Origin of the sequence: Enterococcus sp. AZ040, assembly GCF_050499185.1 — a bacterium.
Taxonomy (GTDB): domain Bacteria; phylum Bacillota; class Bacilli; order Lactobacillales; family Enterococcaceae; genus Enterococcus_D; species Enterococcus_D entomosocium.
Genome location: NZ_JBMHEW010000001.1, coordinates 460,354 through 472,981, shown reverse-complemented (window position 1 = coordinate 472,981; position 12,628 = coordinate 460,354). Strand labels below are relative to the sequence as shown.

The 12,628-nt window shown below is 43.6% G+C and carries 9 protein-coding genes; 1 reads left to right on the top strand and 8 read right to left on the bottom strand.

Annotation, left to right across the window (positions count from 1 at the left end; all coding sequences use genetic code 11):
* Positions 1-28: 28 nt before the first annotated feature.
* Positions 29-1,369, bottom strand: a complete 1,341-nt coding sequence (locus tag IGK63_RS02215) for an ABC transporter substrate-binding protein (protein WP_015508887.1) — start codon at positions 1,367-1,369, stop codon at positions 29-31.
* A gap of 375 nt (positions 1,370-1,744) precedes the next feature.
* Here IGK63_RS02215 and IGK63_RS02210 point away from each other — a divergent pair, with 375 nt between their 5' ends.
* Positions 1,745-2,635, top strand: a complete 891-nt coding sequence (locus IGK63_RS02210; RefSeq protein ID WP_008376111.1) for an ArsR/SmtB family transcription factor — start codon at positions 1,745-1,747, stop codon at positions 2,633-2,635.
* Between the two features lie 71 nt (positions 2,636-2,706).
* Here IGK63_RS02210 and IGK63_RS02205 read toward each other — a convergent pair whose 3' ends face one another.
* The 7 genes from IGK63_RS02205 to IGK63_RS02175 form a co-directional block, all read right to left on the bottom strand.
* On the bottom strand, positions 2,707-4,530 hold the full coding sequence (locus tag IGK63_RS02205; protein WP_034872061.1) for an APC family permease: 1,824 nt from the start codon (positions 4,528-4,530) through the stop codon (positions 2,707-2,709).
* A gap of 217 nt (positions 4,531-4,747) precedes the next feature.
* Positions 4,748-7,450: a YhgE/Pip domain-containing protein gene (locus IGK63_RS02200; RefSeq protein ID WP_016611396.1), complete on the bottom strand. Its 2,703-nt coding sequence runs from the start codon at positions 7,448-7,450 to the stop codon at positions 4,748-4,750.
* A gap of 15 nt (positions 7,451-7,465) precedes the next feature.
* Positions 7,466-7,690: a hypothetical protein gene (locus tag IGK63_RS02195; RefSeq protein WP_223347157.1), complete on the bottom strand. Its 225-nt coding sequence runs from the start codon at positions 7,688-7,690 to the stop codon at positions 7,466-7,468.
* A gap of 47 nt (positions 7,691-7,737) precedes the next feature.
* Positions 7,738-8,412 carry an HAD family hydrolase gene (locus tag IGK63_RS02190; protein ID WP_016611398.1) on the bottom strand — a complete coding sequence of 225 codons (675 nt, stop codon included), beginning with the start codon at positions 8,410-8,412 and terminating at the stop codon, positions 7,738-7,740.
* 46 nt (positions 8,413-8,458) lie between these two features.
* Positions 8,459-9,259: a pyrroline-5-carboxylate reductase gene (proC, locus tag IGK63_RS02185; RefSeq protein WP_008376116.1), complete on the bottom strand. Its 801-nt coding sequence runs from the start codon at positions 9,257-9,259 to the stop codon at positions 8,459-8,461.
* Positions 9,260-9,320: 61 nt separating this feature from the next.
* On the bottom strand, positions 9,321-10,022 hold the full coding sequence (locus tag IGK63_RS02180) for a GntR family transcriptional regulator (RefSeq protein WP_005232219.1): 702 nt from the start codon (positions 10,020-10,022) through the stop codon (positions 9,321-9,323).
* Between the two features lie 43 nt (positions 10,023-10,065).
* Positions 10,066-12,504, bottom strand: coding sequence for an FtsK/SpoIIIE family DNA translocase (locus IGK63_RS02175; RefSeq protein ID WP_034872062.1), 2,439 nt, complete (start codon positions 12,502-12,504; stop codon positions 10,066-10,068).
* Positions 12,505-12,628 lie beyond the last annotated feature (124 nt).

The window sequence follows — 12,628 nt, the reverse complement described above, 5'->3', positions numbered from 1 at the left end:
GTCACATAGATATGTGACCCCAGTGAGTCTATCTTGCTGTTTCTTGTTGGCGAATCGCTGAGTCTAGTTTTTCTTGCATCTTAGGTTGAACTTCTTTTAAATAATCCGCTGCCGTTTGATCTCCATCTAACACAGGTTGGATATTGATAAAGAATTCATCGTACCATTCTGCATTGTAGGTTGTTGCTACTGGCAAAGCGCGACCATAATCTTGGACGATGTCAATAAATTCTTGTTTATTATTAGGTACACTGTCCGTATCAGAAGCCCATTCTTCAGCCATATCAATCAGGTTAGGAATTTGAATCTGTGCATCTACTAATTGTTGTTGTCCTTCTTCAGATGCACTTAAATACTCAACTAATTTCACTGCTTCTTCTGGATGTTTGGTTTTGCTGGCAACACCAATTCCTAAAGAACCAATATACGTTGCAGATTCGCCTGTAGAGCCTGCTGGCCAAGGCATCAAGTCATACTCAAAATCTAATCCTGCATACGTACTCATATCCCAAGGTCCTACAGGGAAGAAAGCAATCTCCCCATTCATCCATCTTTGATACGTATCCAATGTTTGTGCATCAGAAATTGAAGGGGTGAGTTCATGCACATTTTGCAGATCCGCAAACCATTGCAATGCTTCCGCAAATTCTGGTGTATCGACTGTAACGGTATCTTTGGCTTCGTTGATCCAATCTGCTCCGTTACTCCAAACAAAAGCTTGTAAACTCCAGTTTACGTTAAATCCTGTTGCCCATTGGTCAAGATTTCCATCTCCATCAGAATCCTTCGTCAACTGTTTAGATACTTCAACGAATTCATCCCATGTATAAGGCGTATCTGTATCTGGCAAATCAATACCAGCTTCTTTAAACATGTCTTTGTTATATCCTAAAGCAAATGGTCCAACATCTTTTGGTAATCCATACAAAGCACCGCTACCAACTTTTTCACCATCATACCGATAACTGTTTACTCCATATTCCCAAATGTTTGAAAGATCAAAATCTGAATTCTCAATTTCATCCGTAATATCTAGCAAAACACCATTATCAACGTAAGCCATTAGATTGCTTTGTTCTACATAGAAAACATCGGGCATATTACCGCCTGAGATTGCCGCTTGTAGCTTTGTTGCATATTGATCAGCATCTGTGGCGATAATCTTAACGCTTACATCATTTTCTTCCTCAAATTGTTTAATTGCTGTTTCATAGGCTTTCTTCTCGTCCTCGCCGCCTCGAAACATAAACGTAATTTCTTTACTTCCGCTATCATCACCTGAACTATTATTACTGTTTCCGCAGGCCCCTAATACCAAACTACTTAAACCTAGAACTGCTCCCGAAAAAATAACCTTTTTGATGTTCATCTTTTCCATCCTCTCAAGTTTTATAGATATTTGCAGGTACGTTATCACATTTGTTCATTGACCTCTCTAAAAAAAGACCTTACTAACTGCTCATAATAATTCCTAACACCTAAGATATTTCCTATAAAGAAGCCTATAAACAATTCACAAAAACAAAACATAGAAATTGATGTTTGCAAACACTTTCAATTTACAAATAAATCATAACTTTATTTGTAATCGCTGTCAACAATATTTTGATTAATTTACCAAGGATAATATCTATGTTAATTAATAAATATATTAATAACTAGCGAAATAAACAACGCTATTTACACAAATTAGCAAATATGTTAACATTCAAGTAAATCAAACAGTTTAAGCGGAGGTGACACGATGCAATTAGAAATCAATCAAGAAGCATTGCCTGTCTATGAGGCACTTGCCAGTAACGTGCGAATCAAAATCATTCAATTGCTGGCTAAAAACAAGATGAATGTCAAAGAGTTGGCACAAGAGTTAGGCTTAAGCAGCGCTATCATTACGATGCATATCAAAAAATTAGAAGAAGCCAAAATCATCAAAACAGAGCGTGTGGGGCAAAAAAAGATTTCCAGTTTGAGAGTGGACCATATCGATATCAACTTTCCTGAGAAAATCTTTAATGCCTTTGATACGAAAGAAACGGCGATACCGATCGGTCATTATACAAATTATTCGGTAGAACCAACGTGCGGGCTTGCTACTTCAGCTGATTTTGTGGGAATGGTAGATGAACCGAAGTTTTTCATGGATCCCCGACGAATGGATGCCCGCATCTTGTGGTTTACGAAAGGATTTGTCGAATACCAATCGCCAAACTTCTTAGCAAAAGAAGAAAAACTCGAAATGATGGAGATTTCAATGGAGGTTTCGTCTGAATTTCCTTTTTCCAATAACAACTGGCCGTCAGACATCACCTTCAGCTTAAATGGTGTGGAGCTTGGTACATGGACTAGCCCAGGGGATTTTGCAGATATTCGCGGCAAGTATACACCGGATTGGTATCCAGACAATCTAAATCAGTACGGGTTATTAAAGACGATTCGCATCATGGATCATGGAACCTACATGGAAGGTGTTCCTCTTTCCGACATTACGATCAAGGATATACCTGCCTACGAAGATACGTGGCATTTAAAAGTGGAAGTCAAAGAAGATGCCGAGCATGTCGGCGGTTGTACCCTCTTTGGCAAGGGGTTTGGGAATTACGATCAAGATATCAAACTAAAAATGTTTTATAGCTAAAAAAAACGCTAGTCTTAGCGGCTGACCCAAACATTTCTTTTGGGAATCAGGTCGCTAAACTAGCGTTTTTGTTATTTCTTCAAATGGTAACTGTACGTACTTACAATGATGTTTTCACGCCAAGAAAGTCTGAAACGCAAGCGCAGGCTTGTTTGGTTGTGCAAAATATTTTGCCAGCGACGTCTTGGAACAAACTGTGGAATGATGACGGTCGTTGTGTAATTGTGTTTGGCTGCATTGCGGCTGACTAGATCTACATAACGCAAGATTGGATTTTCAATCGAACGATACGAAGAATGAACGACGGAGAAACGCACGTCTGGGAATTTTTGCTTAAATTCTTGTTCGATCTCTTTTTCTTTCTTCACATCTTCATCCAATGAGACGTGCATCGCCACGACATAATCACCAATCGATTGGGCATAGTTCAATGCGCCGATATTTACTCGGGTAACATTTCCGACGAGAACGATCACGGTATTTCCTTCATAGACATGCAGTGCTTCTTGTTTTTCCAATCGCAGCTGTTCTGCGACTTTTTTATAATGATCATGGATCTTGTAAAAGATATACAAGAGGATCGGCATGATAATAAAGAATGGCCAAATATCGCCTAAGCGATACACGAACAAGATGGCAATGATCGCAAAGGAAATCAAAGCCCCAACGATGTTGGCGATCGATTTAAAGAACCAGCCTTTGCCTTCTTTTCTCCATTTGATCACCATTCCGCTTTGGGACAAGGCAAAAGGAATAAATACCCCAATGGAATACAAAGGAATCAAACGCTCGGTCGATCCTTGGAAGATAAACAATAATACGATGGAACCAGCAGCCAAGGTGATGATTCCGTTCGAATAGCCAAGACGGTCCCCACGGTCTTGATACATATGCGGCATATATTTGTCTTTCGCTAGGTTATACGCCAACACGGGGAAAGCTGAAAATCCGGTATTTGCGGCAACTGCTAAAATCAGTGCCGTAGCAAATTGCAAAACGTAGTACATAAACCCATGACCAAAAACGGCAGAACCGATTTGAGATAGGACGGTCACTTCTGTTTCTGGTACGATACCATACCAATAGTTGATAAAAGTGATGCCGACAAAGAAGAATCCTAAAATCGACGCCATGATTGTCAAGGTCGCAGCTGCATTTTTCGCCCGTGGTTTTTTGAAAAACGGCACCGCGTTACTGATCGCTTCGACCCCTGTCAAAGAAGAGGAACCTGATGAGAAAGCCCGTAAAATCAAGGCCACGGATACCCCAGGTACGACCGCTCCCGGTAGTGCGGTTGCATTTAACGGTTGCGCACCCGTTACGATATTGTACAAACCGACCACGATCAAGACTGTGATCACTGCGATAAAGGTGTAGACAGGAATCATCAAGAAGCTAGCTGATTCTCGCAACCCTCGCAGATTCATCATCATGATCAAGATTACGATCACGACAGAAATGGCCACTTGATGACCAAACAACGCCGGCACAGCTGAAGTGATAGCTTCTGCCCCTGCTGAGACGGATACTGCCACTGTCAGCATATAATCGATCAATAGAGAGCCGCCGGCAATCAGGCCCGCATTTTTCCCTAAATTTTCACTACTTACTACATATGCCCCACCGCCGTGAGGGTAAGCATGAATGATCTGGCGGTAAGACAAGGTCAATGAAATCAAAAGAATAATAACAAAAGCAGCGATCGGCAATGAATACCAGATAGCAGCAGCGGAAAGTGCCACTAATACGACAACGATCTGCTCTGTCCCATAAGCAATCGAAGACAAAGCATCAGAAGATAGCAACGCAAGGGCCGCCGTCCGGCTCAGTTTTTGTTCATCATTCTCTGCGGATTTCAATGGACGTCCGACCAACAAACGTTTCAAATACTCCACTTTTTCTACACTCCTTTTCATGAAAAAATCCTTCGTTAAACTTGTAACGATATCCTCACAAATATTGAATTATCAAGACTGTATGCTACTCTTGTAACCGCGAAAAGTCAATGAAAATCAGATGAAAAAACGACCCTTTTTCCCTCTTTTGATTATTAGAAATTTCACGTGATGGCACAAAAGCAGAAAGAACAAATGCTCTTTCTGCTTTAAGATTTTAGTGGAAGAAATGACTTTCTTTGGAAATGTCACTTAGTTTCTTCGTAGAGTTGACTAGATAAGGATACGCGTACGTACCGACGATCCCAAAGACTAGGAACAAAATCGTTAAAATGATCAACTGCGGGATAGCATTTGGCCAATAGATCCCACCGGCTGATTCTCTTAACAGATTGACCGCATGAGTAAACGGCAGTAGCGGATTAATGAATTGGAAGAACTTCCCAGAGACTTGGATTGGGTAGTTTCCTCCCCCACCTGAAATGGAGAGAACCAAAATAATGATGGCGATCCCTTTCCCGAGGTTGCCGAACAGTCCCGCCAGTACGTAGACGATCATCATAAAGGCGAGTCCGACGAGTAATGCGAAGAAGACACTGTACACAGGGTTGTGGACATCGACGCCTAATAAAAACATATTTCCTAGGGTCACGATCAAACTTTGGGCGACTGCCATCGTCAAGAACGTCAGCATCCGTGCCACAAAGGTTTCACGTTGTGTAAAGCGTTTTTTGTCTTTCTTCTCTAAATGATACTCCGTTGTAGCGACACTTGACAATAATAATGCCCCTACCCACAAACACAATGCGGTATAAAATGGTGTGCTAGCTGAACCATTGTTGGCGATTGGGTAGATTTCATTGCTTTTTAATTCCACTGGTTGTTTGAAGAAGTCGGCTTCATCCGTGGCATCAAGTTTCAATAATTTGATGACTTCCCCGAGATCGACTTCATTTTCTCCTGCTCGGATCGCATCAGCGGCTTTGTGGATGCCTGCTTTGATACTTGGCCAATCGTTATTGATTAAATCGACAGCCGCATCCAAGGCTTTTTCAACTTCTGGCAGTTTTTCATCCACCATCGCCATCGTAGAACTGATTTCTGATTTGATGGTTGGCCAATCGTTTTGCAAGAAGTCTACGGCCAGCCCTAATTTTTCTTCGACAACTGGCAATTCGTTGTTGTACAGGTCGGCTCCTTTGTTGATGGCATTGACGATTTCATCCATATGACCATTCAGCATCGTATTGGCATCGTGCAATTCTTGCTTGATGGCAGGCAATTCTTTTTGGTATTTTTCCAAAATCGTCACGGCATTGCTGACCACTGATTTGGTGGAAGACAGCAACGAGTCAAAATCGATTTCTTGGGCTTTTTTCAAGACATCTTCGGCAGTGGTGATGGTTTCGATTAGTTTAGTTAGAATGTCGTTGATGGTTGCAGTGATTGAATCAACATTGATGCTGTTCATGAGATTGGCAACGTTATTAGCTGCATCAGTAACTTGACTAAGGTATTGCTTAGCTGCTGTAACATCGCCGCTTTGCACAGCATTTCTAACCTGAGTTAACAACCCAGATACATTCGTCAAACGCCCTTTTGCGTCATTTAACTGACTGATCACGGCTTGAATTTGGGCATTTTCAGCTGAACCTTCAATATTTCCTAAAAATGCAATTAAGGCATCTAGCATACTTTGTTGTTGCTGAATGCTTTGTTGCAACCCATCAATTGTTTTTAAGATTGATTCTCGATCTTGTTCCAACTGCTCCTGGTTGATTGAATCGTTCAGAGCCTTCGACCATTTAGCAGTAGTTGTTGCCACTTGACTGATCGACTCAATCGTCACCTTCACACTGCTAGAAATACTTGGCAGGGCATCTTGCAACTGTTGCGCCCCATCTTTGGTCGATGTGGCGAAGCTGGCGGCTTGGTCGCCTAGTTGTTCGATCTGTGGTAACGCGGCTTGAACTTGTTCGATGACTTGCAGTCCTTGTTTGGCGGTATCGATGCCGTCCGTCATGGTGCTGGCAATGTCATCAAAATCATCATCGATCATCTTCAATTGTTTGCCGGCATTTTGGATCTCTGGGATCTTCTCTTGCAAGGTCAAAATGATGCTGGCTTCTTTCTTCAATGTCGGCAGCTTATCGTTTAGGCCAATCAGTTTTTCCCCCATGGCATCCACTTGCGGGATATAATCGGTAAATTCTTCAGCTTTTGCGATCTTTTCCTTGATTTCTGGAAACTTATCGTGCAAGGTGACGATCTCTTTCGTATAACCGTCGATCGTAGCCAAATTGTCATCGGTATCTAAGATCATGGATTTGACTTTGTTGATGCTGACTAAGTTGGAATCAATGTCATAGCCGATTTCATTGAAGACTTTTATTAACGTAGAGCTGGCAGTCTCAATAAAGTTTTGCGAGATCTCTTCTTGAAGACTGCTGGCTCCTTTTTCGGTGATTTTTGGTGCGATGGCGTTGATTTTTTGGTTGCTGTAATACTCAATGGTCGGTTTTTCAATTGTCCCGCTGGTAAAGCTGATCAGATCATCTGAAAAATCAGCTGGCAGATAAATACCGGCGTAATACTTTCCTGATTTGACTCCTTCTACCAAGTCCTCTTTTGAATCCACGAAACGCCAGCCTAACTGTTTGTTATCATGGAGGGTGTCGATGACTTCATCACCGATATCGATATGCTTGCCTTGAAATTCTGCCCCTTTATCCGCACTATACACGGCGATTGGCAATTCACTGGTGTTGCCATATGGATCCCAAAGTGCTTTGATATTGAACCACGCATAAAGCGAGGGTAAGATCATTAAGGCAATGATCAAAAATGCAGAGATTGGATTGCTGAAAATTCGTTTCCAGTCCAGTTTATATAAATAGAAAACATTCTTTAGTTTATTCATTTTTTTCTTCCCCCACTAGTTCTTCGTCGAAGGATAATTTACCATGTTTTTCCCCCGCCGCCAACGGCTACGATCGACCAAGAAAAGTCCTTTTGACAAATGGACGTTTTTGTCAAAATGAAACCCCTTTACTTTTTGTTTTTTTTCGCTTATTGTTAAACTTTCTTTAACTTTACCATGATGGCGAAAAACAAACCACTCATATCCTTTGAACTGTTTTTTTACCGGTCTTTTCTTCACAAAAAAAGCTTCCTTTTTCTGCAACGAAAAGGAAGCTTTTTTAGGTGTTATTTCAGTTGATCCTTTGCCAATAAATCATACACATATTTCAGTGAGGTGGCTTCGCCATATAACTGAAGTCCGGCCTTCTCTTCTGGGGAGTAGACTTGATCAAAACTTTGATCGGGAATCAACACGACATCGATCTCCGCACGTGTCGCAGCTGTTGCTCCCACAAGAGAATCTTCCATGACTAATGCTTTTTCTGCTGCGGCTTGCGCTTTTTCTAAAGTCAGCAAGTAAGGTGCGGGATCAGGTTTATGGGCGGAGACATCATCGCCAAAGGTCTGATAGTCAAAGGCCTGCAACAAATCGAAATGCGCCAACAATTCAGAGGCTCTTTTTTTCATCGTCGAGGTGGCTAGTGCCGTTTGGAAGCCTTTCTCCCTAGCCAATGCGATGGTTTCTTTCGCATAGGGTTTAGTTTTGAAGGTGCCATCAGTTATTTGCTGGGCAATATAGACTTCCCGTTCTGCTCGTAATTCCTGCACCCGCTGCTGACCGCCTACGAGGTCGGCTAATTTACTAGCCGTCTGTTGCCAACTTTGACCACGCCAACCAAAAATATCAGCGGCTGTAATCGGAAGCTGATACTTTTTAAATAGAGCCAACCACCCATCAAAATAGACTTTTTCAGTATCGACTAACAATCCATCAAAATCAAAAATCAAAAGTTCTTTCATAAACGCTCCTTCGTTTTGCTAAGATTTTCCCCTCACTCACTGGGTATCAAGACATTTCCCGACTTTTGTCAGCAGCTGCTTGCACTGCTTTGATGACAGCCGCACGAAAGCCATTTTCCTCTAAGGTTTTGACTGCTTGGATCGTTGTGCCCCCAGGCGAGCTGACACGATCCTTTAAGACACCTGGGTGTTCCTTCGTCTCTAGTACCATCTTCGCTGCGCCTAATACCGCTTGAGCAGCAAATTCATACGCCATCGGCCGCGGCATACCTTCTGCCACTGCTCCATCTGCCAAAGCTTCAATGAATAAATACGTGTAGGCTGGCGAAGAACCACTGACACCAATGACTGCATCGATCATGCTTTCTGGTACTTGCTCGGCTTTCCCAAGGCTTTCAAAAAGTTGTTTGACTTCGTTGGCTTCGGCTTCCGTTACTTGACCGTTGGGGCTGATAGAAGACATCCCTTCGCCGACAAGTGCGGGGGTATTTGGCATGACCCGCACGATTTTGTGCGCACCGATGATTTCTTCCATTTGCGCGATCGTCACACCCGCGGCAATGGATACTAGCAAGTGTTCCTCAGTCAATCCTGCTTTTAAATCAGCAAGCAAGCGGGGAAAGACAAAAGGTTTGACTGCTAAGACGAAGATCTCTGCTTTTTCTGTGACATCCGCCAGCTTAGTTGTCCCAGTGATTCCGGTTTCTTTTTCTAATTGTGCCAAAGTCGGCTCGTAGCGATGGTTATAAACCAAGATCTCTGCTGGTTCATACAGCTTTGCTGCAATCAAGCCATTAATGATAGCTTTTGCCATGTTACCGGCTCCTAAAAAGGCGATTTTTCTCATGTATTTCACGCTCCACTTCTGATTTTGGTACCACTTTTTGCTAAAAAAGCCTAATCAATGACTAGGCTTCAAATTCGATCATATACGGATGCAAGGCAGTGTTATAGATCCCTTCTGTATATTCTACCACTTCTCCTTGTAGATCATACGAATAACGGGTTCGTTTCAAGGCAGCGACCTCCGGCGTGATCATAAACTTCTGTTGCTCTTCAGTCAACGTCGTTGCCACAAACGCATCTTGAAAGCGATCGATGATCATTCGATGTTCATCCAATAGGCGATACAATGATTTTTCTTCAAAGACCTCGATGGAGGTTCCCTTTAGTTGCTTTGGCAAATGGTACTCATAGTAAATAAAAGGTTGGTGGTCAAAATAGTACATGCGACGTAAACGCATGACTTCTTTGCCCATCAAAGAATACGCAGGGTGTTCAGGCGCAAGTTCGACTAATTCATAGCTGAGGTTTTTCTTTGTGTATTCCTTGCCGGTCTTTTCAAGCAATTGGCTAAACGTCGTGCCTTTTGACAGCTTGTTGTAGGGGCGATTGCTTAAAACCGTCGTCCCACGTCCGCTGCGTTTTTCCACATACTCATCTGCCGCTAACAATTCGATGGCTTTGCGGACAGTGATCTTGCTGACATTGAAGGTAGCTTCCAATTCTGTTTCCGTCGGTAAAAATGAACCAATCGGGTAGCGACCCGACATGATGTCTTCTTTGAGCTTATCGGCAACATCACGGTAAAGAATGTGTTTGCGTTTCATTGCTATCTCGCCTTTCTCTCATTGGATTGGTCTGGTGTTCTCCTTATTCATCAAAGGTAGGAATGTCTTCTGGTTGCGGCTCAATCAAGACTTTCCGCGGCTTGCTGCCTTCAGAAGGTCCCACGACACCTTGATCTTCTAATTCATCCACTAACCGAGCCGCTCGGTTATAGCCGATGCGGAAACGTCGCTGCAAGAGAGAAACGCTGGCGGTCTGCATTTCCACCACAAGGGCTTTGGCATCTTCGAACAGCTCATCTTGCGGTTGTCCGCTGCTGCCGGCACTCGTTTCTTCCTCAGTGACCATCATTTTTTCTTCATAATTGGCTTCTTGCTGATCTGTCACGAATTCAACCACTCGTTCGACTTCTTGGTCGGAAATAAAGGCCCCTTGGACCCGAATCGGTTTGTTCTCACCCATCGGCAGATACAGCATGTCGCCGCGGCCCAGCAGTTTTTCGGCCCCGTTCCCATCAATGATGGTCCGAGAATCGACACCGCTGGAAACAGCAAACGCCATCCGTGATGGAACATTGGCTTTGATGATCCCTGTAATGACATCCACACTTGGTCGTTGCGTTGCTAAGATCATATGGATACCAGCTGCCCGCGCCATTTGTGCCAAACGAATGATGGCATCTTCGACTTCGTTGCTAGCAACCATCATCAAGTCAGCTAACTCATCAACGATCACCACAATGAATGGCAAGATCGGACGATTTTCGCCATCTTCTAAATTCTTATTGATTACTAAATCGTTGTAGCCAGTAATATTTCGGACCCCAGTTGCCGCAAATTTTTCGTAGCGTTCTTCCATTTCCTTGACCACTTTTTGCAACGCTTGCGCCGCTTTGCGAGGATTGGTCACAACGGGTGTCAAGAGATGGGGAATCCCATTGTAAACATTTAATTCAACCATTTTCGGGTCGATCATCATCAGTTTGACTTCATGGGGTTTTGCCCGCATCAAAATACTGGTGATGATGCCGTTGATGGCTACGGACTTCCCGCTCCCGGTCGATCCGGCAATCAAGAGATGGGGCATTTTCGTTAAGTCTGCCGTTTGGACACGGCCAGAAATATCGCGTCCTAAAGGTACTTCTAATAGTTTATCTGGATGATCTGGTTGGGCTTCGATCACTTCTCGGAATGAAACCATGCTGACTGCGCTGTTTGGAACTTCGATCCCAATCAATGATTTCCCTGGGATCGGCGCTTCCATCCGGACGTCTTTGGCGGCCAAGGCTAAGGCGATATCATCGGTCAACCCGACGATTTTGCTGACTTTGACCCCTACTGCTGGTTGAACTTCGAATTTGGTTACTGCTGGTCCTAAGCTAGCTTTGACGACTTTTGCGTCAACACCGAAGCTTTGGAAGGTGGTTTCTAACACACCAATATTTTGTTCGATCTTTTTGTACTCGCTGCTTTGATCCGTTGAAGGGATCGAATCGAGTAATTGCGCTGAAGGCAATTCATAATCACGATTTTCAGCTTCTTCCGAAATCTCAAATTCCAATACTTCACCATCGTCATCGAGGATCTCCCCGTCTTCGTTGACCTTTTTGCTTGGTCCCGGTTTGTTTCCTGCTGGATGCGGTGCTTGAGCGGCCTCTGGTGCCGCCGCTTGCGGCAATTCTTGGAAGTGGTCGATGGGTACAAAGCTCAGCTGCTCAGGTTCAAAATCAGCTGGCGCTTGCATCTGCTGTTCTTTTGCTGATTTTTCGTCTTCTGTCATTGGTCGGACTTGATTCTTTTCTTTGATCTCCGCCATGACTGCTGCTCGCTCGGCTTCTTTTTTGGCTTCTTTCGCCGCTTGTTTCTCTGCTGCTCGTTCCGCTTTGCGGGCTTCTCGTTCGGCTTGCTTTTCTGGAGAGCCTTCTAACAACCGCTGCAGCTTGTCACCAGCTACTTGCAGGTGCTCCACTAACTCGTGGCTGCTCATTTGGCTGAACAAGAACGCCCCGATCAGCATGAGTAAAACAGCGATGATGTAGCTGCCGATCTGGGAAACAAGAAAATAGGTCGCCCCATAAAGCATGGCGCCAATCATTCCGCCCCCGACATTTTGGGTCACTTGGCTGCGCCGGATATCGCCTAACAGCGTCATCCACGTCGTTTGGAAGATATTGGCTTGTTCTCCCACCACATTACTAAAGATTTGCGCATGGAGGATGATCAGTAAACCAAAATACACCAATATACAGCCGATCACTCGCCGAATGCTCTTAAACCGAGCATCGGTCGTTTTGATCGCTAACCAGACACCATAAGCAGCTAGGGCAACACTCAAAAATTGGTACGTGTTTCCGCCAACGATCCGAAACCCGTTGGCAATCAAGGTTCCTAAAAAACCTAAATGGAAAAAGCCAAATATCGAAAACAAGACAAAGAGCAGGCCGACGCCGACCAGCATTAATTTCTCTTGCTGTTTTTGTTGTTTTTTTGTTTTGCGTTTCTTTGCGCGTTTTTTTTGCGCCATTTCTATCCCTCTTTTCATCTTTCCCTATTATAACGAAAAAAGAAGGCGAACAAAAGTTTTCCTGTGAGAAATTTTGGTTAGCTGCTGGAATTTAAAGGAAAAAGAGGATGTCTGCCAGATAGAG

Coding starts and splice junctions, on each gene's coding strand:
- IGK63_RS02215 (WP_015508887.1), bottom strand. CDS start 1,369: ATGAACATCAAAAAGGTTATTTTTTCGGGAGCAGTTCTAGGTTTAAGT.
- IGK63_RS02210 (WP_008376111.1), top strand. CDS start 1,745: ATGCAATTAGAAATCAATCAAGAAGCATTGCCTGTCTATGAGGCACTT.
- IGK63_RS02200 (WP_016611396.1), bottom strand. CDS start 7,450: ATGAATAAACTAAAGAATGTTTTCTATTTATATAAACTGGACTGGAAA.
- IGK63_RS02190 (WP_016611398.1), bottom strand. CDS start 8,412: ATGAAAGAACTTTTGATTTTTGATTTTGATGGATTGTTAGTCGATACT.
- proC (WP_008376116.1), bottom strand. CDS start 9,259: ATGAGAAAAATCGCCTTTTTAGGAGCCGGTAACATGGCAAAAGCTATC.
- IGK63_RS02180 (WP_005232219.1), bottom strand. CDS start 10,022: ATGAAACGCAAACACATTCTTTACCGTGATGTTGCCGATAAGCTCAAA.
- IGK63_RS02175 (WP_034872062.1), bottom strand. CDS start 12,504: ATGGCGCAAAAAAAACGCGCAAAGAAACGCAAAACAAAAAAACAACAA.